This is a genomic window from Streptomyces bugieae, from assembly GCF_036352915.1.
In the GTDB taxonomy this organism is placed as follows: Bacteria; Actinomycetota; Actinomycetes; order Streptomycetales; family Streptomycetaceae; genus Streptomyces; species Streptomyces endophytica.
This window is the reverse complement of record NZ_JAZBJP010000021.1, coordinates 121,995-143,209: the sequence shown is the minus strand read 5'-3', so window position 1 is coordinate 143,209 and position 21,215 is coordinate 121,995. Positions and strand designations below refer to the sequence as shown.

17 protein-coding genes are annotated in these 21,215 nt (G+C 73.7%); 9 read left to right on the top strand and 8 right to left on the bottom strand.

Going from position 1 to position 21,215, the window contains the following annotated elements; genetic code table 11:
* Nucleotides 1-162: 162 nt before the first annotated feature.
* Nucleotides 163-1,746 carry a FadD3 family acyl-CoA ligase gene (locus tag V2J85_RS26990; RefSeq protein ID WP_330823014.1) on the bottom strand — a complete coding sequence of 528 codons (1,584 nt, stop codon included), beginning with the start codon at nucleotides 1,744-1,746 and terminating at the stop codon, nucleotides 163-165.
* Between the two features lie 130 nt (nucleotides 1,747-1,876).
* On the opposite strand from V2J85_RS26990, the gene V2J85_RS26985 reads away from it, so the two are divergent.
* Genes V2J85_RS26985 through V2J85_RS26975 form a run of 3 tightly spaced genes read left to right on the top strand, consistent with a single transcriptional unit; the run spans nucleotide 1,877 to nucleotide 4,270 of the window.
* Nucleotides 1,877-3,028, top strand: a complete 1,152-nt coding sequence (locus tag V2J85_RS26985) for a lipid-transfer protein (protein WP_330823013.1) — start codon at nucleotides 1,877-1,879, stop codon at nucleotides 3,026-3,028.
* A gap of 1 nt (nucleotide 3,029) precedes the next feature.
* The gene (locus V2J85_RS26980) at nucleotides 3,030-3,461 is read left to right on the top strand and encodes a Zn-ribbon domain-containing OB-fold protein (RefSeq protein WP_330823012.1); all 432 of its coding nucleotides are present in this window, start codon (nucleotides 3,030-3,032) and stop codon (nucleotides 3,459-3,461) included.
* On the top strand, nucleotides 3,458-4,270 hold the full coding sequence (locus V2J85_RS26975; RefSeq protein ID WP_330823011.1) for an enoyl-CoA hydratase/isomerase family protein: 813 nt from the start codon (nucleotides 3,458-3,460) through the stop codon (nucleotides 4,268-4,270). The genes V2J85_RS26980 and V2J85_RS26975 overlap by 4 nt, the downstream gene beginning before the upstream one ends.
* 34 nt (nucleotides 4,271-4,304) lie before the next feature.
* Here V2J85_RS26975 and V2J85_RS26970 read toward each other — a convergent pair whose 3' ends face one another.
* Nucleotides 4,305-4,859 carry a hypothetical protein gene (locus V2J85_RS26970; protein WP_261950852.1) on the bottom strand — a complete coding sequence of 185 codons (555 nt, stop codon included), beginning with the start codon at nucleotides 4,857-4,859 and terminating at the stop codon, nucleotides 4,305-4,307.
* A 197-nt stretch (nucleotides 4,860-5,056) separates the two neighbouring features.
* Between V2J85_RS26970 and V2J85_RS41425 the strand changes: the two genes are divergently transcribed.
* Entirely contained in the window at nucleotides 5,057-5,995 is a 939-nt protein-coding gene (locus V2J85_RS41425) for a hypothetical protein (RefSeq protein WP_419836840.1), read from the top strand.
* A 59-nt stretch (nucleotides 5,996-6,054) separates the two neighbouring features.
* Here V2J85_RS41425 and afsK read toward each other — a convergent pair whose 3' ends face one another.
* The gene (gene afsK, locus V2J85_RS26960; RefSeq protein WP_330823010.1) at nucleotides 6,055-8,685 is read right to left on the bottom strand and encodes a protein serine/threonine kinase AfsK; all 2,631 of its coding nucleotides are present in this window, start codon (nucleotides 8,683-8,685) and stop codon (nucleotides 6,055-6,057) included.
* A gap of 750 nt (nucleotides 8,686-9,435) precedes the next feature.
* Here afsK and V2J85_RS26955 point away from each other — a divergent pair.
* Nucleotides 9,436-10,083 carry a TetR family transcriptional regulator gene (locus V2J85_RS26955; RefSeq protein WP_030813152.1) on the top strand — a complete coding sequence of 216 codons (648 nt, stop codon included), beginning with the start codon at nucleotides 9,436-9,438 and terminating at the stop codon, nucleotides 10,081-10,083.
* A 302-nt stretch (nucleotides 10,084-10,385) separates the two neighbouring features.
* On the opposite strand, the gene V2J85_RS26950 is transcribed toward V2J85_RS26955, so the two are convergent.
* Nucleotides 10,386-10,847, bottom strand: coding sequence for a nitroreductase family deazaflavin-dependent oxidoreductase (locus tag V2J85_RS26950; protein WP_261950850.1), 462 nt, complete (start codon nucleotides 10,845-10,847; stop codon nucleotides 10,386-10,388).
* Between the two features lie 47 nt (nucleotides 10,848-10,894).
* On the bottom strand, nucleotides 10,895-12,202 hold the full coding sequence (locus V2J85_RS26945; RefSeq protein WP_330823009.1) for an acyl-CoA dehydrogenase family protein: 1,308 nt from the start codon (nucleotides 12,200-12,202) through the stop codon (nucleotides 10,895-10,897).
* A 235-nt stretch (nucleotides 12,203-12,437) separates the two neighbouring features.
* On the opposite strand from V2J85_RS26945, the gene V2J85_RS26940 reads away from it, so the two are divergent.
* Nucleotides 12,438-13,631 (top strand): thiolase C-terminal domain-containing protein, encoded by a 1,194-nt coding sequence (locus V2J85_RS26940; protein ID WP_330823008.1) that lies wholly within the window; start codon nucleotides 12,438-12,440, stop codon nucleotides 13,629-13,631.
* Nucleotides 13,632-13,723: 92 nt separating this feature from the next.
* Here V2J85_RS26940 and V2J85_RS26935 read toward each other — a convergent pair whose 3' ends face one another.
* Entirely contained in the window at nucleotides 13,724-14,902 is a 1,179-nt protein-coding gene (locus V2J85_RS26935; RefSeq protein WP_261950847.1) for a macrolide family glycosyltransferase, read from the bottom strand.
* 359 nt (nucleotides 14,903-15,261) lie between these two features.
* On the opposite strand from V2J85_RS26935, the gene V2J85_RS26930 reads away from it, so the two are divergent.
* Both V2J85_RS26930 and V2J85_RS26925 read left to right on the top strand, forming a co-directional pair.
* Nucleotides 15,262-16,509, top strand: a complete 1,248-nt coding sequence (locus V2J85_RS26930; protein ID WP_330823007.1) for an FAD-dependent monooxygenase — start codon at nucleotides 15,262-15,264, stop codon at nucleotides 16,507-16,509.
* A 14-nt stretch (nucleotides 16,510-16,523) separates the two neighbouring features.
* Nucleotides 16,524-17,336 (top strand): pyridoxine/pyridoxamine 5'-phosphate oxidase, encoded by an 813-nt coding sequence (locus V2J85_RS26925; protein ID WP_330823006.1) that lies wholly within the window; start codon nucleotides 16,524-16,526, stop codon nucleotides 17,334-17,336.
* Between the two features lie 73 nt (nucleotides 17,337-17,409).
* On the opposite strand, the gene V2J85_RS26920 is transcribed toward V2J85_RS26925, so the two are convergent.
* Entirely contained in the window at nucleotides 17,410-17,898 is a 489-nt protein-coding gene (locus tag V2J85_RS26920; RefSeq protein WP_261950844.1) for a GNAT family N-acetyltransferase, read from the bottom strand.
* A 25-nt stretch (nucleotides 17,899-17,923) separates the two neighbouring features.
* A complete protein-coding gene (locus tag V2J85_RS26915) occupies nucleotides 17,924-18,508 on the bottom strand; it encodes a Zn-ribbon domain-containing OB-fold protein (RefSeq protein WP_330823005.1) in 585 nt (194 codons plus the stop codon).
* A gap of 370 nt (nucleotides 18,509-18,878) precedes the next feature.
* On the opposite strand from V2J85_RS26915, the gene V2J85_RS26910 reads away from it, so the two are divergent.
* A complete protein-coding gene (locus V2J85_RS26910; RefSeq protein WP_330823004.1) occupies nucleotides 18,879-21,164 on the top strand; it encodes an acetate--CoA ligase family protein in 2,286 nt (761 codons plus the stop codon).
* Nucleotides 21,165-21,215 lie beyond the last annotated feature (51 nt).

Here is a 21,215-nt window from a genome sequence, read left to right as displayed (position 1 = left end):
ACGGGAGGGGACGGGCCGGAGGGGCCGGTTGTGTGGACGTAAAGCGTCAGCAGTCCACACAACCGGCCCCGGAGGCCCGTCACCGCACCCACAAACCACCCAGCCCGCCGCAGGCGCAACGGCGAGAAACCACCGCGGCGCCGCAGCCAAAAACGTGGGAAGTCACCCCCGCCGCAAACGGCCCTTCAAGACCTTCCCACCCGCATTCCGCGGCAGCTCCGTCACGAAGGCGACCTCCCGCGGGACCTTGTAGTTGGCCATCTCGCGGCGGGACCAGGCGATCAGGTCGTCCGCGGTGAGGGCCGCGCCGGGGCGGCGGACCGCGTAGGCCTTGCCGACCTCGCCGAGGCGTGGGTCGGGGATTCCGATGACGGCGACGTCGGCGATGTCCGGGTGGCGGCCGAGGAGTTGCTCTATTTCGGCGGGATAGGCGTTGAAGCCGCCGACGATGAACATGTCCTTGATGCGGTCGGTGATCCGGAGGTTGCCGGCCGGGTCGAGGACGCCGACGTCGCCGGTGTGCAGCCAGCCGTCGGCGTCCACGGCCTTCGCGGTCTCCTCCGGGTCCTCGAAGTAGCCGCGCATGACGTGGTGGCCGCGCACCAGCACCTCGCCGGGCTCCCCCGGCCCGGCGAGGACCCGTACCTCCGTGTCGGGGATCGCGCGGCCCGAGGTCGCGGCGATGACCCCCGGGTCGTCGCCGCGCCGGCACATCGTGACCAGGCCGCTCGCCTCGGAGAGTCCGTACGCCGTCAGGACCGTGCGGACGCCCAGCTCGCCGCGCAGCCGCTCGACGAGCTGGAGCGGCACCACGGCCGCGCCGGTCACCACCAGGCGCAGCGCGCTCAGGTCGTGGGCGCCGCGGGCCGGGTGGTCGAGGAGGGACTGGTGCAGGGTGGGCGGGCCGGGCAGGACCGAGATCCGTTCGGCGGCGAGGTTGGCCAGCGTGGTGTCCACGCTGGACACCGGCTGCGGCACCATCACCGCGCCCCGGAGCAGGCAGGCGATGATGCCCGCCTTGTAGCCGAAGGTGTGGAAGAACGGGTTGACGATCAGGTAGCGGTCGCCCGCGCGCAGGCCGGCCAGTTCGCTCCAGACGCCGTAGCAGCGCAGGGTCTGCTCGTGGGTGATGACGGCACCTTTGGGGCTGCCGGTGGTGCCCGAGGTGAAGATGATGTCGGAGGGGGTGCCGGGCCGCACCGCGTCGGCGCGGCGCCGGACTTCCCCGGTCGTGATCCGGTCGCCGGCGGCGAGGAATTCCTTCCAGGTCCGGTAGCCCTCGGGCGCGCTGTCCGAGAGCACCACCACCTGTTCCAGGTGCGGGAGTCCGCCCGCGGTCTCCGCGGTCGCGCGGCGCAGGGCGGCCACGTAGGAGGTGCCGAGGAAGGTGCCGGTGACGAAGAGCAGCCGGGCGCGGGTGCGGTGCAGGAGGTGGGCGGCCTCGGTGCCCTTGAAGCGGGTGTTGACGGGGACGAGGACCGCGCCGGCGGTGACCGCGCCGAGGGCCGAGACGATCCAGTCGAGGGTGTTGGGCGCCCAGACGGCGACCCGGTCGCCGGGGGTGACGCCGGAGGCGATGCAGGCGGCGGCCGCCCGCTCGACCCGTTCGCCGAGTTCCGCGTAGCTGACCCGGGTGCGGCCCTCGACCACCGCCTCCCGGGGGCCGTACCGCCGGGCGGCGGCGCGCACCAGGCGGGGGATGGTGCCGTGCTCCAGGTCCGCCCGCACCGCCGCGTCGTCGCCCATCGCACTGCCTCCCGCGGAAGAAGTTCCGGCCGCCGAGTGCGGACCGGTGGCATCCCAGTAGCTGACTACCCGTCAGATTAGCGGTAGCCTCCTCGGCTGTCAGTACGGACGACGGACCCCGGAGGTGGCGATGGGCGCGACCCTCAAGGACGCGACGGCGATAGCCGGCATCGGACAGACCCCGTTCGCCAAACGACTCCCGGATCCCGAGAAGACGCTGGCCTGCCGGGCGATCGTCGCCGCGCTCGACGACGCCGGGATCGCCCCCTCGGAGGTGGACGCCTTCGCCTCGTACACCATGGAGGAGACCGACGAGGTCGAGATAGCCAAGGCGATCGGCGCCGGGGACGTCACCTTCTTCTCCAAGGTCGGCTACGGCGGCGGCGGTTCCTGCGCGACGGTGGCCCATCTGGCCGCCGCCATCGCCACCGGCCAGGCGCACGTCGGCGTCGCCTGGCGCTCCCGCAAGCGCGGCTCGGGGCCGCGGCCCTGGAAGAACACCCAGGTGCAGCTGCCGACCCCCGGGCAGTGGACCCGGCCGTTCGGGCTGCTGCGCCCGGCCGACGAGATCGGCCTGCTGGCCCGCCGCTATCTGCACGAATACGGCGCTACCCGCGACCACCTCTTCAACGTCGCGCTCGCCTGCCGCAACCGGGCCAACCAGAACCCGGCCGCGATGATGTACGAGCGGCCGCTGACCCGCGAGATGTACATGACCTCGCGCTGGATCAGCGAGCCGCTCTGCCTCTTCGACAACTGCCTGGAGACGGACGGCGCGTTGGCGTGCGTCCTGGTCTCCGCCGAGCGGGCCCGCGACTGTCGCCACCGGCCCGTGTACGTCCACTCCGCCGCCCAGGGCCTGCCCGCCCAGCACCACGGGATGGTCAACTACTGGAACGACGACCCACTGACCGGCCCGGCCTGGACCGCCGCCCGGCAGCTGTGGAAGCAGGCCGACTTCGGGCCGCAGGACGTGCACGTCGCGCAGATCTACGACGCCTTCACCCCGCTCATCCCGCTCTCCCTGGAGGGCTACGGCTTCTGCGGGCGCGGCGAGGGCGCGGCCTTCACCGAGGGGGGCGCCCTGGAGATCGGCGGCCGGCTGCCGCTCAACACCGGCGGCGGCGGCCTCTCCGAGGCGTACGTGCACGGCTTCAACCTGATCACCGAGGGCGTCAAACAGCTGCGCGGCACCAGCACCGCGCAGGTGCCGGACGCCGCGACCTGCCTGGTCACCGCGGGCGAGGGCGTGCCCACCTCCGCCCTTCTGCTGAGGAGTTGAGATGCTGCTGACACCGGTCGTCGACGACGACGGCGCACCCTTCTGGGAGTACGCCGCGCGGGGCGAACTCCGCGTCCAGTGCTGTGCCGACTGCGACGAACTCCGCTTCCCGCCCCGGCCGTGCTGCCCGCACTGCCAGTCCTTCGCCGCCCACTGGCGGAAGATGAGCGGCCGCGGCCGCATCTGGTCCTACGTCGTCCCGCACCCGCCGCTGCTGCCCGCGTACGCGGACCTGCCCGGCTACAACGCGATCGTCGTGGAACTGGCCGACGCCCCCCGCATCCGCCTGGTCGGCAATCTCGTCACCGCCGCGGACGCCCCGCTCAATTCCGTCGACCCGGAGCGGCTGCGGATCGGCGCCCCCGTGAAGGCCGTCTTCCACACCCCGCCCGGCGGCATGACCGTGCCGCGCTGGGTCCTGGAGCGGCCATGACCGTGCGCACCGAGATCAAGGACGGCGTCGCGCTGGTCACCCTCGACCGGCCGGAGCGGCACAACGCGATCGACCTGGCCACCGCCCGCGAACTCGCCGCGCTGTGGCGGGAGTTCCGACGCGACGACACCGTACGGGCCGCGGTCGTCACCGGCGCCGGCGGCCGCGCCTTCTGCACCGGCATCGACCGCTCCGCCGACGTCCCCCAGCCGTCCTCGCCCTTCTCCCTCGACGATCCGCTGCTCACCATCGGCCCGAAGGCCAACGACCTGTGGAAACCGGTGATCGCCGCGGTCGACGGCATGGCCTGCGGCGGCGCCTTCTACCTCCTGGGCGAGGCCGAGTTCGTCGTCGCCTCCGAGAACTCCACCTTCTTCGACCCGCACACCACCTACGGGATGGTCAGCGCCTACGAGTCGCTCACCATGGCGCAGCGGATGCCCTACGGGGAGGCCGCGCGGCTGGCCCTGATGGGCACCGCCGAGCGACTGGGCGCCCCGCGCGCGTACGCGATCGGCCTGATCTCCGAGCTGACCGCGCCCGGCGCGGCGGCCGAGGTCGCGCTGCGCCGCGCCGCCACCCTGGCCGCCCAGCCGACCGAGGCGGTCCAGGGCACCGTACGGGCCCTGTGGGCGGCCCACGAGGCGGGCCGGGCGCAGGCGTGGGCGCATGCCCCGGCACTGATCGCGCTGGGCAGTCTGCCGCCGGACCGCCAGGCGGAGCTGTTCGCCGCCCGGAAGGAGCGGACGCCTCGGGGCGGAGCGGGCAGCGGGCCCGCAGGGGCGGACCCCTACCCGCTCGTCAGATGACCCCTTGCGTCCGGGACCGCCTCCGGGGCACCGGCTACATCTTGGTCTTGTGCGCCCGGGTGATCTGGCAGGTGAACCAGAACTGCCCGATGGAGGACTGGTTGACCGTGTACTTGGCGGTGTAGGTCTCGGTGGCGCCGGGGCCCACGACGATGGACCGCTCGTGCAGCCCGTACGCCTTGCCGTCGGCCGGCTTGGCCTTCATCCAGTTCACGGCCATGTCGTAGGAGTACGAGGAGGTCGTCGACGGGTTGGTGATGGACACCGTGTAGGTGAACTGGCGCAGCGAGTTGGAGAAGTCGCAGTTGCTGCCGGTGGCGTCCGCGCGCCCGTCCGGGTCGTAGGTCTCCTCGGTCGGCGAGGGCGAGTACGACGGCGAGTAGCTGTCCGTCGGGTAGCCCGTAGGGGTCGAGTCGTACCCGGTGGCGCTGGGGCTCGCGAGGGCGGTCGGCATCGCCACCCGCGGGCGGCTGAAGGCACACCCCCCGACCGTGGCGACCGTGGCCAGTGCCAGCGCGCCGGCCACCGCCACCCTCGTCGCCCTGCGGGCACCGTCGCCGGACGTGCCCGTGCGTATGCGCTGCTTCATGATCGCCCATCCCCCGTGGAAACTTCCGAGCCCGCCGGACTGCGGGTTGACGCGTGCACGGCACCCTAGCAAGAGCCCGGGACGCCCCGTACGGGCCCCGGCCGCGCGTCCGGCCCAACCTGTCTCGCGGGTGCCGAGGGGCAGGCGTAGCGTCGGTCGCGGAGGATGACCGAACGACCCGAAGCGAGGCGACGCCCGTGGTGCGCAACGTTCTCGGGTCACTGATCGCCCTCATCGGAGCGACGGCCGCCGTATGGAGCCCCTTCCGTCCCTGGTACGACGGCCGTCACGGAAGCGACATCCGGATCGAGGACCTCTTCAACGGCATCACCCGCAACAGCGCCGCGATGTTCGGGTCCGTCGTGCTGCCCATGGCCTTCGCGGCGCTGCTGGCGCTGATCGGCGTCGCGCTGCGTTCCCGGGCGTTGGTCGCGGTCGCCGGCGTGGTGGTGCTCGGCTTCACGATCCTGTGGATGGTCCGCCAGGGCCAGGCCGCGAGCGAACTCACCGCCGGCGCCCGCGGGCTGGGCGTGGGCGTGGCCAACGCGCTCGGCGGCGGCGCCCTGCTGCTGCTCGGCGCGCTCGTCATGCGCGGCCGCGACCGGCGGGTCTACGACCGCGGTTACGACCGGCGTTACGACGACCGGCGTTACGACGACCGCGGCTACGACGACCGCCGTTACGACGACGGGTACGGCCCCTACCCGCCCGACGACCGCTACGACGCGCCCGCCGGCTACCCCCCGGGCGCCCGTCCGCCGGCCGCCTACCCGCCCGCGGCCTATCCGCCCGGCCCGCCCGAGCCGTGGGACGCGGGCCGCCCCGGCGCCGAGGAGTGGGACCCCGAGCCGTACGCCAGTGGACCGGCCGGCACCGGGGCGCCGCCGCCCCCGCCGGGCCGCTCCGGCGGTCCGCCCCGCGCCGAGGACGACACCCCCACCACGCCGCTGCCGCCGGTCCCCCCGCCACCGGCCCAACAGCAGCCACCGGCACCCCAGCAGCCCCGGGCAGGGCAGCCGGAGCCGTACGGACACGAGCCGCCGCCGACCATGCCGGCCCGCCGGCCGCCGCCCACCCCTCCCGTGGAGTGGGGCAGGGAGCAGCGGCAGCCCCGCCCTCCGGAGGACGAGGAGTAGGCGGGGAGTGCGGACAGGAGCGGCCGGAGCCCGGGGGCTCAGGACCGCAGCCCGGGGGCTCAGGACCGCCGGGCCTGTCCCGTCCCCTTCGCGGCGTCCAGCGCGTACACGCAGCGGTCCTTGCTGCAGGCGTAGACCACGCCGCCCACCGCCACCGGCGAGCCGGTGATCTCCCCGCCGGTCGCCAGCTTCCAGCGCAGCTGGCCGCCCATCGCGTCGAGCGTGTACAGGCAGTGGTCGGCCGACCCGAAGTGCACCCGGCCCTCCGCGACGACCGGGGAGCCGACGACCTCCGCGCCCGCCTGGAACCGCCAGCGCGGGGTGCCGGTCACCGCGTCCAGGGTGTAGAGCGCCTTGCCGCTGCCCAGGTGGACCGCGCCGTGCGCGACCAGCACCGGTTCGGTGGACTGCCGGGCCTCGGTGGCGATCCGCCAGCGGTCGCGGCCGTCCGCCGGGTCCAGCGCGTAGACCGTGCCGAGGTAGTCCGCCAGATAGACCCCGCCGCCGGTGACCGCCGGTCCGGGTGCGAAGGCGGGCGGGCTGAGGAACACCGCGGGCGCCTCGAAGTGCCAGCGGACGTCGCCGCGGGCGATGTCGAGCGCCAGCACCCGGGTGCCGGCCACGACGTAGACCGCCCCGTCCGGCGCCGGCAGCAGCCGCATCGGCACCCCGCCGCAGGCCGCCGCGTCCCCGACCGGGTACGACCAGCGCTCCGCGCCGGTACGCGCCTCCAGCGCCTTCAGCCGGGCGTCGGCCCAGACGAACACCGTGCCGTCGTGGATCACCGGTCCGGCCTCGGCGGTCTCGAAGTCGGTCTGGACGCCGGTGGTCTCCCACAGCAGTTCGCCGGTGGCGGCCTCCCACGCCTGGACGCCGCCGCCGCGGGTGCTGGTGACGACGGTCCCGCGGTCGACCTTGAGGGCGTAGACCCAGCCGTCGGTGTTCAGCCGCCAGCGGTCGGTGCCGTCGGTGGCGTCCAGCGCGTACAGGCTCGGGCCGTCCGACGCGTGGATCCGGCCGTCCGCGACCGCCATCGCCCAGGCGACGTCGCGGGTCTTGAACCGGCGCCGCCCGCTGGCCACGTCGAGCGCGTGCACCTCGAAGGACGTGACGTAGAGCAGCTCGCCGTCCACGGCGGGGGTGCCCCAGACGTCGTTGGACATCCGGAACCGCCAGGGGCGCCAGCGGCCCGCGTCGGCGGGCGGCGCCTCGGCCGGCGCCGCGGCACCCTCGGACGACGGCGCACCGCCGGGCGCGCCCTGCGGGGGCACTCCGGTGACCGGCCCGCCGCCGGGCGGCCGGACCCAGTTCGTCGCGGCACCGGCCTGGCCGCGGGGCTGCGGCTCCCGGGCGTCGGCGCGCGGCCCCGGTCCTATCGGGGCGGCCGAGCCGCCGAGGTGGACGGGACCGGCGGCGCCCTCCGCGGGCGCCGCGGAGAGCGCGCCGGCCGGGGACGGCGCGGCGGGCGGTGCCGCGGAGACCGGGGTGACCCGGGCGGTGGAGACGTCCGGGCCGAGCGCGGCCGGCTGCGGCATCGGGCCGGGGTGGGCACCGCGCGGATCACCACCGCGGTGGGCGCCGGGGCCGGCACCGATCCGGCCGGGCCAGGCGTCCGCGGGCGCGTTCTCCGGCCGCGGCGGGGCCTGGGCGGGCTGCGGCAGGGCCGCTACGGGGGCCTGCGCGGGCGCCTGGGGCGGGGACGGCGGGACCGGCGGGGCGGCGGGCGCGGGACGGCCGGTGCCCCGCCCGGAGGCCGCCTGCCGGCTCTCCTGCGGTACGGCGGAGCGGCCGCCGCGGCGGCTCTCGATGAGCCCCACCGCGCCGGGCGGCAGCCAGGCCGACGCGGTGCCGCTGTCGTCGCTGCCGGAACCGAAGAGGTGCGGGGCGAGCTGGGACTGCAGGTCGGCGGGGGACGGCCGGTGGGCCGCCTCCATCTGCATGCAGGACTCCATGAGCGGACGCAGTTCGTCCGGCAGCCCGGTCAGATCGGGGCCCTCGCGCAGCAGCATGAAGACCGTCTCCACGGGGTTGGCGCCGTGGAAGGGGGCGTGCCCGGTGGCGGCGAAGACCAGTGTCGAGCCGAGGGAGAAGACGTCGCTGGCACCCGTGACGCTGCGCGAGTCCCGGGCCTGCTCGGGCGACATGTAGGCGGGGGTGCCCACGGCCACGTTGGTCATCGTCAGCCGGGTGTTGGACACCCCGGAGGCGATGCCGAAGTCGATCACCCGGGGGCCGTCCTCGACGACCAGCACATTGGACGGCTTCAGGTCGCGGTGGACCAGGCCGGCGCCGTGGATGGACTGCAGCGCCTCGGCGATCCCGGCCGCCAGCCAGCGCACCGCCTGGGCCGGCAGCGGTCCGCACTCATTGACTATTTCCTCCAGGGAGGGCGCGGGGACGTAGGCCGTCGCCAGCCACGGCACCGCCGCGCGCGGATCGGCGTCCACCACCGCCGCGGTGTAGAAGCCGCTGACCGCGCGGGCCGCCTCGACCTCGCGTGTGAAGCGGACCCGGAACAGCTGGTCCTCGGCGAGCTCGGTACGCACCGTCTTGATCGCCACGCGCCGGCCGGACGCCGAACGGGCCAGATAGACCAGTCCCATGCCGCCGGCCCCGAGTCGGCCGAGCACCTCGAACGGCCCGATCCGCCGGGGATCGTGCTGCGTCAGCTGCTTCAGCTGCTCCACCACTTGTCTGCCACCTCCCCGTGGGGCGTAAAAAAGAGACTCTCAAAAGCCACGAGCCGTCGAGAGCCACTGCCCCGTGCAGCGTCTCCCCGCCTGCGGCGAGGACTATCGAAACGGCCGTACGCGAGCTGATTCTTCCTGGCCGCGCCGATGGTTGCGAACCCGGGGCCCGTCCGTCGTGTCCCGGCACACCCCCCGCCTCCCACCCCGGGACCGTTACCCGGTGTCACCCCACCCGGCCTGACGTGCGCCGATTGGTTCCCGGGCGAACGACGGGCCCGCTGGTTACCGATGGGTTGGCGGCCCGGTTCGCCGCAGTCGGGACGGCCGGCCAATTCTGCGCCGGCGCGGGCCACTTCGGAGCCACGCCTCTTCTCCCCTTCGACCGGCGGTCCGGAAGCAAAGCGTCCGTCCATTGTTCGCACGGCTTTCCCCCAGTGCCGTCGTTGCGGGCCACCGCAGCAGCTATATGTCCACGCTAGTACCGGTTCGTGCGTGCCAAGCGAAGGGAATTCAAAATTCCGGTCGGTACCCGGCATTTTCTGCACGGAGCGTGACCGCTTATCCACCAAAGTTGTCCACAGGCTGTTGATAAGAGCATTCACCGGTTCGGACCAAGCCGCGCTCCGTGCGCCTGGACCACGAGCGGGTTCGCCACCGGCGCGGTAACCGGGGCCGCGGAGGCCGAACTCCCGCATCCCCATTTGCAGGCAGCCAAATCGCGCTCCGATCACCCCTCGGTAAGCTGACGGCATGACAGGACAAGTACGAACCGTCGACGGCAGAGTGGCCGGCCGCCGCGGACAGGCGACGCGGCAAAAGCTTCTCGACTGCCTCAGTGAAATGCTCAGTTCGTCCCCCTACCGGGACGTCAAGGTCATCGATGTGGCCCGAAAAGCGGGGACTTCGCCCGCTACGTTCTATCAGTACTTCCCGGACGTCGAAGGTGCCGTCCTTGAAATCGCCGAGGAGATGGCCAAAGAAGGCGCCACTCTGACCGATCTTGTCGCCGAACGCTCCTGGGTGGGCAAGTCCGGCTGGCAGGCGGCGGAGGAGCTGGTCGACGGCTTCCTCTCCTTCTGGCGCAAGAACGATGCGATTCTGCGCGTCGTCGACCTGGGTGCCGCCGAGGGCGACAAGCGGTTCTACAAGATCCGCATGAAGATCCTCAACGCCGTCACCAACTCGCTCACCGACTCCATCCAGGAGCTCCAGAGCAAGAACAAGGTCGACAAGGACGTCAGCCCGGCAGCCATGGCCGGTTCGATCGTCGCGATGCTCGCGGCGGTCGCCAGTCACCAGAAGGGCTTCCAGAGCTGGGGCGTGAAGCAGGCCGAGCTCAAGCCCAATTTGGCGCTGCTGGTGCACTTCGGCATCACCGGCAAGAAGCCGACCAGGTGAGCCACGCACGCCATTCGAACCAGTAAGCCCGGCCGGTAAGCCGCACGAGTAGGCCACTGAGCCGGAAGACCGGGAACCCGGCAATCGGCAGCCCCGTGAGGAAGCGGCCCGAGAAGCGCCGCGCCTCCAAGCCCCGTTGCATCCGGGCCCGTTCCGCCGTCGGTCCTTTATCCGTCCTGCCATAGCTGTACCGCACACACAGCGGGTGCCGGCCGCCTCCTCCCAGGGGCGCCGAAGCACCCGCTGTGTGCATGTGGACGCGGAACGCACACCCTCCGGCCGGACGCACGCCCCCGCATCGGTCAGCGCCGCTCCAGCCGGAACAGCCGGATCTCCCGCTCCACCCGCGCCTGATAGGCGGCGTACGGCGGCCAGAAGGCCAGCGCCGCCCGCCACGCCCGCGCCCGCTCCGCACCGCTCAGCAGCCGGGCCCGTACGGCGATCTCCTCACCGCGCCAACTGACCGTTGCCTCCGGGCACTTGAGGAGGTTTCCGGTCCAGGCCGGGTGGCCCGGACGTCCGAAGTTGCTGCCGATCAGCAGCCAGCCGCCGTCCTCCTCCGGCAGGCAGGCCAGCGGTGTCTGCCGCGGCCGCCCGCTCCGGGCGCCGGTCGCCGTCAGGACCAGCCCGGGCAGCATCCGGGTGCTGAGCAGCACCTTTCCCCCGGTCAGCCGGTGCACCGCACGGTCCAGGGCCGGGACGACGTGCGGGGCGACCCGGGCGAACGTCCGGGTCGCGGAGACCCTCTGCACCAGCCGTCGCATCGGCCGCCCGTCCCCCGCCGGCGAGGGTGCGGCGCCGCTCCCCGGCATCAGGCGTCGACCGCCGTCAGCAGGCCCGCCGCACGGCCCGCACCGGGCCCCGCCGCGAACAGCCCCGCCTCCTCGGCCGCCCGGGCCCGCAACCGGTGCGCCGGGCCCAGCAGCAGTTCGTCGCCGGCCGCGCGCTCGAGGTACAGATGCGCCGCGCGCTCCCAGGTGACGCCGATTCCGCCGTGCAGCTGGACCGCCTCGGCCGCCACCGCGCGCAGCGCCTCCAGCGCCTGCGCGAGCGCCAGCGCCGCCACCCCGGGCTCACCGGCCCCGCCGGTGACTCCGGGCTCACCGCCGTGCGCAACGGAGGACCCGTCCGGCCCGGGGTGTCCGCGACCCGCCGTCCAGGCCGCGCAGTACGCCGCCGAGCGGGCCGCCTGCAGCATCACGTAGAGGTCGGCGAGCCGGTGCCGCACCGCCCGGAAGGACCCGAGGGGCCGGCCGAACCGCTCGCGCTCCCTGACGTACGCGAGGGTGCGGGTCAGCGCCGCATCGGCCGCCCCGACCGCCTCGGCGGCCAGCACCGCGGCCGCCGCCGCACCGGTCGCGGCCAGCGCCGCGCCGACCTCGGACTCCGCCTGCCCGCCGTCCTCGCCCAGCAACTCGGCCGGTACGTCCCGCAGTTCGAGCCGGGCCTGCGGCCGGGTCTCGTCCACCACGGCCTGCCGGGTCCGCCGCAGCCCGGCCGCACCGGCCGCCCGGACCAGGAAGAGCCGGGTGCCGCTGCGCGCGAACCCGCCGGTGTGCGCGGCCACCACCAGCACCTCGGCGGTGTGCCCGTGCAGCACCTGGCCGGCCTCCCCGTACAGCCGCCAGCCCGCGCCGCCCTCCTCCTCGTGCGCCTGGATCCCGCCGGCCCGGCCGCCGCCCGCCCAGTCGCCGTCGTTCGGTCCGGTCAGGGCCAGCGCGATGGGGAGCCGGCCGCCCGGTACGGCCAGCGTGCCGGTCAGCTCGCCGGAGGCGAGGGCCGGCAGCAGTCCGGCGCGCTGCCGCTCGCTGCCCAGCGCGAGGATCAACGGAGCGGCCAGCGCGGCGGTCGCGATCAGCGGCGAGGGCAGGACGCCGCGGCCGGTCTCCGCGCAGGCCAGGGCGAGTTCGGTGGGCCCGCACCCGGCCCCGCCGTACGCGGTGGGCAGCGCCAGACCGGGCAGTTGGAGCCGGCCGGCGAGCTCCCCCCACAGCTCCTCGTCGTAGCCGGTCGGGGTACGCACCGCCGCCTCGACCTCGTCCGGGCCGCAGCGTTTGTCCAGCAGTGCGCGCAGCGTGCGGCGGATTGCGTGCTGCTCCTCGGTGAACGCGGCATCCATCGGCGGGCTCCTCCCGGCCGTGCGACCACGCCCGCCGGGTCCGGCAGGCGTGCGCCAACGCGATCTGACGGCCCGTCATAGTAGGGAGCGGCGACGCAGTTTCCCAGAGTCGGGCGGCGCGATTCCCGGGGCGGGCGGCGCGATCCCCGGAGGCGGACGGGTCCATCCCGACCTGCCGGAAGCCTGGTGGGACGCCCCCTGCCCCACCCCCCGAATCTGATGTACCGTCAGATTCATGCCTTCACCAGCTTCCGGCCCCCGCTCCGGGAACCGCAAGGTGGCCGTCGCCGGGGTCGCCCTGTCCGACTGCGGCCGGGTGGACGAGGCCACCCCGTACGCGCTGCACGCCCAGGCCGCCCGCCGGGCGCTCGCCGACAGCGGCCTGGACCGGTCGGTGATCGACGGCTTCGCCTCGGCCGGCCTCGGCACCCTCGCGCCCGTCGAGGTCGCCGAGTACCTGGGACTGCGCCCCACCTGGGTGGACTCGACCTCGGTGGGCGGCGCCACCTGGGAGGTGATGGCCGCGCACGCCGCCGACGCGATCGCCGCGGGCCACGCCGACGCCGTCCTCCTCGTCTACGGCTCCACCGCCCGCGCCGACATCAAGGCCCGGCGCCGCACCGCCAACCTCTCGTTCGGCGCCCGGGGCCCGCTGCAGTTCGAGGTCCCCTACGGGCACACCCTGATCGCCAAGTACGCCATGGCCGCCCGCCGCCACATGCACCAGTACGGCACGACGCCGGAACAGCTGGCCCAGATAGCCGTGCAGGCGCGGGCCAACGCGGCGGCCAACCCCGACGCGCTGTACCGCGACCCGATCACCGTCGACGACGTGCTGGCCGGCCCGATGATCGCCGACCCGTTCACCAAACTGCACTGCTGCATCCGCTCCGACGGCGGCTGCGCGGTCCTGCTGGTCGCCGAGGACCACGTCCCCGACCTGGCCAAACCGCCGGTGTGGGTGCTCGGTTCCGGCACCGCGGTCTCGCACACCACCATGTCCGAATGGGACGACTTCACGGTCTCGCCGGCGGCGGTCTCGGGGCGGCTGGCCTTCGAGCGGGCGGGCGTGCGGCCGTCCGAGATCGACCTCGCGCAGATCTACGACGCCTTCACGTACATGACCCTGGTGACGCTGGAGGACCTGGGCTTCTGCGCCAAGGGGGAGGGCGGCGCGTTCGTCGAGAAGGGGCGGCTGCTGCGGGACGGCGCGCTGCCGGTGAACACCGACGGCGGTGGCCTGGCCGCCTGCCACCCCGGGATGCGCGGGCTGTTCCTGCTGGTCGAGGCGGTGCGCCAGCTCCGCGGCGAGGCCGGCCCAAACCGCCAGGTCCACCGCCCCGACGGCACCCTCCCGCACCTCGCGGTCGCCTCCGGCACCGGCGGCTGGTTCTGCTCGTCGGGGACGGTGGTGCTGGGGCGGGAGTAGCGGGGGTGGGGGGGGGGGGTGCCGGGGCGGTGGCGCCAGGACGGTGGTGCCGGGGCGGGGGCGGCCGCCAGGGCCTCCCCCGCCCCGCCTCGTCAGAGCGCCAGCCGCTCCTCGATCAGGTCGGCGGCCCGGCGGGCGCCGCCCTCCGCACGGGACTCCGCCCGCAGCGCGGCCGAGCGGGCCGCCACCCGCGGATCGGTGGTCAGGGCCAGCAGGGCCGTACGCAGCGCCTCCGGGGTGGCGTCCGCGGTGTCGATCCGGCGGGCCACGCCCAGCTCGACCAGCCGGTCGGCGTTGCCGAACTGCTCGGCGCCCTGCGGCACCGCGATCATCGGCACACCGGTGTAAAGCCCCTCGCCGCTGCCGCCCATCCCGGCATGCGTGACGAACGCGTCCGCCTGCTCCAGGATCGCCAACTGCGGTACCCAGGACCGCACTTCGATGTTCCCCGGCACGTCCGGGCCCAGCTCCGCCGGATCGACGTACTTGCCGATCTGCAGCACCACGTGCCAGCCGGGCAGATCCCCGAAGGCCGCCACGCAGCGCCGGTAGAACTCCGGCTGCCGGGTGAACGCCGAGCCCAGCGACACCAGCAGCACCTTCTCCGCGCCGGCCGGCCGGACCCAGCCGCCCTGCTCGGCGCGGGAGCCGAGGCACGGCCCGACGAAGGTCACCGCGGCGTCGTCCACCCGGTCCGCATGCGGCTGCATCGCCCGCGGGATCGTCGCCAGCGCCCGGCGCGGCCGGCCGGAGAACTCCGCCACGTCCGTGGTGACCGCCCCGCACCGCGCCAGCCAGGCGGCGAACCGGTCCTGGTACGCCCCGGCCCCCGGCAGACCCATGAACGCCGCCCCGATCTCCTCCTGGGCACCCTCCCAGCCCACGTACGTCGGTGACAGCTGGACGACGTCACGCCCCTGGGCCTCGGCCAGCGCACGCGCGGCATACGCCCCGACGTCGTAGAGGTAGAGGTCGGCGGGATCGTCGTCGTAGACGGCGCGCAGCTGCGGCAGCACCGCGATCGCGTCGTCGAGGAAGAGCGAGGCCGCGGCGACCGGATCCTCGGGCCAGGCGTTGTCGGCGACCGGCAGGACGGAGGTGTAGCGGACGAGCGTGGCGCCCGTGGGGGCGATCAGCTCGGCGGCGTGGTCGGTGTTGGCGTACGTGACGCGATGACCGCGGGACACCAGCTCACGGATGATCTCCAGGCTGGGCAGGACATGACTGACCATGGGCGTGCCGACCATGGCGATATGGGCAGTGCGCGACATACCGGACTTCCTTCTTCACAGAGCTACGGCAGCAGGGCCGTAAGAGGGCAGGGAGAAGCCGTGGGACGGGGAGACCGTCCGACGTCGCGTCAGCCGTAGATCTGGTGGAAGTGCATGCGAGGAGCGTAACGGCCCCCTGCCGCGCCGGTCGAAGCATTTTCCGGACCGCCGGCGCATCGACACCTCGCTTCGCCACCTCCGCATCGACACCTCCACATCACCTGCATCCGCATCTGCACACGGGCATCTATACATCCGTCATAGACAAGCGTTTAAGACGCTCGTATAGTCGAGGCATCGGGTCGTCACCGACCCACCCGTCCACCCACCAACGCACCGCCCCTGAAGGGAATCCCGTCATGCCCGGAACCGTCCTGATCTCCGGCGCGAGCGTCGCCGGTCCGGCGCTCGCCCACTGGCTGCACCGCTACGGCTTCTCCGTGACCGTCGTCGAGCGCGCGCCCGCGCTGCGGACCGGCGGCTACAAGGTCGACATCCGCGGCGCGGCGGTCGAGGTCGCCGACCGGATGGGGATCCTGGAGGACATCCAGCGGGCCAGTACGGACATGCGGAACGGCGCCTACGTGAAGGACGACGGCACCCGCGTCGCCACCCTGCCCGCCGCGATCTTCGGCGCCCGGACCGGCCGGGACGACGAGATCATGCGCGGTGACCTGGCCCGCATCCTGTACGAACGCACCCGCGCGGACGTCGAGTACGTCTTCGGCGACTCGATCGCCTCGCTCACCCCGACCGCCGACGGCAGCGGGGTCGAGGTGACCTTCGAGCGGGGCGCGCCCCGCCGCTTCGACCTCGTCGTCGGCGCCGACGGGCTGCACTCGACCGTCCGGCGGCTGGTCTTCGGTCCGGAGGAGCAGTTCCTGCGGCACCTCGGCACGTATCTCTCGGCGTTCTCGATGCCGAACGAACTCGGCCTGGACCGCGAGGAGTTGTACTACGCGGAGCCGGGCCGGCTGGTCTGCGCGTACAGCTCGGCCGGAGACCCGGCGGCCAAGGGCCTGCTCGCCTTCCGCTCGCCCCGGCTGAGCTACGACCACCGGGACCGGGCACAGCAACTGGCCCTGCTGGAAACCGCCTTCGACGGAGCCGGCTGGCGGACCGCGCGGATGCTGGAAGCGGCCCGCTCGGCACCGGACCTCTACTTCGACGGGCTGCACCTGGTCGAGATGGACCGCTGGTCCCGCGGACGGGTGGTGCTCCTCGGTGACGCCGCACACTGCGCCTCACCGGCGTCGGGGCAGGGCACGGGGATGGCGCTGGTCGGCGCGTACGTCCTGGCCGGCGAGCTCGCGGCGGCGGGCGGCGCGCCGGAGGCGGCGTTCGCCCGGTACGAGGAGGAGATGCGCGGCTATGTCGCGGTCAACCACGAGTTCGCGCGGAAGTTCGCGCGGGAGATGACCGTGGACAGCCGGTGGGGGATCCGGCTCCGGCACCTGATGCTGCGGATGCTGCCGCACATGCCCTGGAAGAACGCCGTCGCGAAGAAGATCGCGGAGGACGTCCAGCGGGGCGCCCGGGCGATCACGCTCAAGGACTACGGCCGTCCGGTGGCGGCAACGGCAGTGCGGACCCCGCACGCCGCCTGAGTACGCTGCCCGACATGAGCGATCAACCGGCCGGTTCCCCGCAGCAGGACAACGCCACCTCCGGCGCCGACGGGCGTGTGCACGCCGCCGGCACGGCGGACGCCGCCGGCACCGCGGACGCCGCGGCCCACGCGTTCCGGCAGCTGCTGCGCGGACTGCGGGTCTGGGACGTCGAACTGCCGACGTTCGATCCGGAGGCGGCGCCGGCCGAACCGCTGCCGCTGTTCCGGCAGTGGCTGCGGGAGGCCGCCGAGGCCGGCCAGCCGGAGCCGCACACCATGGCGCTGGCCACGGCGGACGCGGCCGGCAATCCCTCCGTACGGACCGTGATGCTGCACGACGCCGACGAGCGGGGCTGGCACTTCGGCTCGCACCGCGGCAGCCGGAAGGGCCGCGAACTGGCCGCGCGGCCGCGGGCGGCCCTCGATTTCTACTGGCCGGCGGTGGGTCGTCAGGTACGGGTCGGCGGGGCGGTGACCGAGGCCGGGCCGGAGGAGAGCGCGGCCGATCTGCACCGCCGTTCGACGGGGGCGCTGGCCGCGGCGCTGGTCGGCCGGCAGAGCGAGGTACTGGGGTCGGTCGAGGAACTGGCACGCGCCTCCGAGGCCGCGTGGGAGCGCGCCCGGCGCGAACCGGAGGCTCCGGTGCCCAGCTGGACGCTGTACGTCCTGGAGCCCGACGAGGTCGAGTTCTTCCAGGGAGACGCGCGACGCCGCCACGTGCGCCTCACCTACCGGCGCCGCAGGGAACTCGGGGGCCTCGGGGGAAGCGGGGGAAACAAAGGAAGCGGCAACGGCGGGTGGGAGCGGGAGCTGCTCTGGCCGTAGCCGTGCCGTGGCGACGGCTACGACCTGGCGTCGCGGGACGTGACGTGCCGTGGTGTGGCGGGGCGTCGGCCGGCTAGAACTGCTGGTACATGATGTGCAGCCCCACGTACCCCTTGGTGGGGTGGTGGAAGCCCTCCGGCAGCGTCGTCATGATCGTGAAGCCCAGGGACTGCCAGAGGGCGACGGCACGGGTGTTGGTCTCCACCACGGCGTTGAACTGCATGGCGCGGTAGCCCTCGGCACGGGCCCAGGCCAGGACGTGTTCGCCCAGGGCCCGCCCGACGCCGCGGCCGGCGCACTGCGGGTCGACCATGAAGCTGGCACTGGCGATGTGCGAGGCCGCGCCCATGTGGTTGGGGTTCATCTTCGCGGTGCCGAGCACCGTCCCGGCGTCATCCACGGCGACGACCGTACGGCCGGGTGGCGCCAGCAGCCACATCTCGCGCCCGGTCTCCTCGTCGAGGTCGCGCGGGTAGGTGTACGTCTCGCCGGCGGCGACGATGGTGTGGAAGAACGGCCAGATGGCGGGCCAGTCGGCCGCGGTCGCCTCACGGATCAGCATCGCGCCAGCATGGCAACCGGCCGTCTCACCCCGCCACCGAATTCCCGGCGGGCCGAAACACGGGAACGACGCATCCGGCCCGACCCGGCCCGGCATCACCTGGCCCGGTATTCCTCAACCTCGGACCGCCCGGTCCGGCATCCTCCGGTCCGGCATCCCCCGACCCCGCACCGCCCGCTCCGGCACCCCCCGACCCCACACCGCCCGGCCCGGCATCGCCGTCCCGGCGGAAGTCGACGACCAGCGGCATGCCGATCCGCAGGTCCGCCTCCGGGCAGCCGACGATCTCGGTCATCATCCGGGGCCCCTCGGCGAGAGCGACCACCGCCGCGACGTACGGGACCCGGTCCCCGAACGGCGGGAGGTCGTTGCGGTGCACGACGGACCAGGTGTAGAGCGTGCCGCGGCCGGCGGCCGGCTCCCAGTCGACGTCCTCGCTCCAGCAGTACGGGCAGAACTCGCGCGGGTAGTGGTGCGCCCGCCCGCACCCCTCGGCCCGGCAACGGCGCAGCAGCAACCGCCCCTCGGCCGCCGCCTCCCAGTACGGCCGGGTGAAGGCATCCACCTCCGGCACGTCCGAGCGCGCCGTGCTCCTTGCGGCACCCCGCACCGCCCCCTTCCCTCCTCCTGCCGTCCCCCTGCCCGCACCTACCGCCTCTTGCCCCGCCACTCTTCCGTCGGTCACCGGACCACCCCCACCAGCTCCACCGGCTCCATCAGCTCCACCCGGCGGGCCTTCGCCCGACCCGCCGCATCACCCCGTCCGCTTCTGACGGTATGTCAGTTCAACTCAGCGCGGCGACCGGCGCAAGAGGGCACGACTCCACTCCAGGGCCCCCGCCCCGCCGCACCCCGGACGGAACACCCCTCACCCACTTCTCACGCCCGCCCCATTCCTGACATGGCGTCAGTTCAGTAATCTGACTGTGCGTCAGCTAACGCAGCCAATGAGAGCCGTCACACAGGAGCGGGCGACTGCGATGCTTGGATCGACTCACGGCACCCTCACCACGCACTCCCGGCCGGCCCGCGTCGTGGCCTGCGGGGAGCAACCACCACACACCGTCCACGGCACAACCGCACCGCACCGCGGCGGCGACGGACCGAACGGCCAGGGCAGCCACGACGGCCGGGGCGCCGACGAGGCGGTCGAGCGGGACGTCAGCGGCCGCCCGCTGTACGCCCCGGTGCCCGACCTCGACCGGTTCTTCCGACCGGAGTCGGTGGCCGTGATCGGCGCCTCGGACAGCGAGGGCCGTCCCAACACCGGCATCACCCGCCAGCTGATCGCCTGGGCCGAGCGCGTCGGCGCCCGGCTGCACCCCGTGAACCCCGGACGCACCCGGGTCTTCGAGCTGCCCTGCCACGCCACCGTCGCCGACCTCCCCGAGACCGTCGACCTCGCCGTACTGCTCGTCAGCGACCCCCTTCCGGTCATCGAGCAACTGGCCGCGGCAAAGGTCAAGTTCGCGGTGGCGTTCGCCTCCGGCTTCGCCGAGACCGGGGAGGAGGGCGCGGCCGCCCAGGCCCGGCTGGCCGAGGCCGTGGCGCGCTCCGGGCTGCGGCTGCTCGGCCCCAACACCAACCTCAACGCCTTCGAGAAGTTCCGTGACGACCTCGACGGCCCGGCCATCGCCCTGATCACCCAGTCAGGCCACCAGGGCCGGCCCGTCTTCACCCTCCAGGAACTGGGCATCCGCCTTTCCCACTGGGCCCCCACCGGCAACGAGGCCGACCTGGAGACCGCCGACTTCCTCTCCTACTTCGCCACCCGCCCCGAGGTCGGGGCCGTCGCGGCGTATGTGGAAGGGCTCAAGGACGGCCGCAGCTTTCTGCTCGCGGCCGACCGCGCGGCCCGCCACCAGGTCCCCGTCGTCGCCGTCAAGGTGGGCCGCACCGAGACCGGCGCCCGGACGGCCGCCTCGCACACCGGCAAGCTCACCGGCGCGGACGAGGTCGTGGACGCCGCGATGCGCCAGTTCGGGGTGATCCGGGTGGACGGGCTCGACGAGCTGCAGGACACCGCGGCGCTGCTGGCCCGCGCCAGGAAGCCCACCGCCGAGGGCGTCGCGGTCTATTCGATCTCCGGTGGCACCGGCGCCCACTTCGCCGATCTGGCGACCGCGGCCGGGCTGCGGCTGCCCACCCTGGACACCACCAAGCAGGCCGAACTGCACCAGTGGATACCGGACTACCTCTCCGTCGCCAACCCGATCGACAACGGCGGGCACCCGGTCGGCGACTGGCGCGGCCGCAAGATCATCGACGCGATCCTCGCCGACCCCGCCGTCGGCGTGCTGATCTGCCCGATCACCGGCCCCTTCCCGCCGATGAGCGACAAGCTCGCCCAGGACCTGGTGGACGCGGCGGAGCAGACCGACAAGCTGGTGTGCGTGGTGTGGGGCTCGCCGGTCGGTACCGAGGACGCCTACCGCAGCACGCTGCTCGGCTCCTCGCGCGTGGCGACCTTCCGCACCTTCGGCAACTGCATCACGGCCGTACGCGCCTATCTCGACCACCACCGCTTCACGGCCGGCTACCGCTCGCCCTTCGACGACGCCCCCCGCGTGCCGTCCCCGTCCGTCCGCAAGGCGCAGGCGCTGCTGCGCCCGGGCCAGCAGCTCAGCGAGCACGCGGCGAAGCAACTGCTGCGCGCCTACGGCATCCGGGTACCGCGCGAACAGCTGGTGACCAGCGCGGCGGCGGCCGTACGGGCGGCGAGCCTGGTCGGCTATCCCGTGGTCATGAAGGCGTCCGGGGCCCAGCTGGCGCACAAGACCGAGCTCGGACTGGTCAAGGTCGGGCTGACCTCGGCCAGCCAGGTCAGGGACGCCTACCGCGAGCTCACCGACATCGCCCGCTACGAGGACGTCCCGCTGGACGGCGTGCTCGTCTGCCAGATGATCGAGCGGGGCGTCGAGATGGTCGTCGGGGTCACCCCCGACCGCCTCTTCGGGCCGACCGTGACCGTGGGGCTGGGCGGGGTGCTCGTCGAGGTCCTGCGGGACGTCGCGGTGGGCGTACCGCCCTTCGGCGAGGACCAGGCGCGCGCGATGCTCGCCGAACTCCGCGGCCGCGCCCTCCTGGAGGGCGTACGCGGCGGGCCGCCCGCGGACGTCGACGCGCTGGTCGAGGTCGTCCTCCGGGTCCAGCGGATGGCCCTGGAACTGGACGGCGCACTCGCCGAGCTGGACATCAACCCGCTGGTGGTCCTGGAGCGCGGGCAGGGCGCGGTGGCCCTCGACGCGCTCGCCGTCTGCCACTGACCCCGACCGCCCCCTCCGCAGCCGGACCCACAGCCGTAACCGCAACCGCTG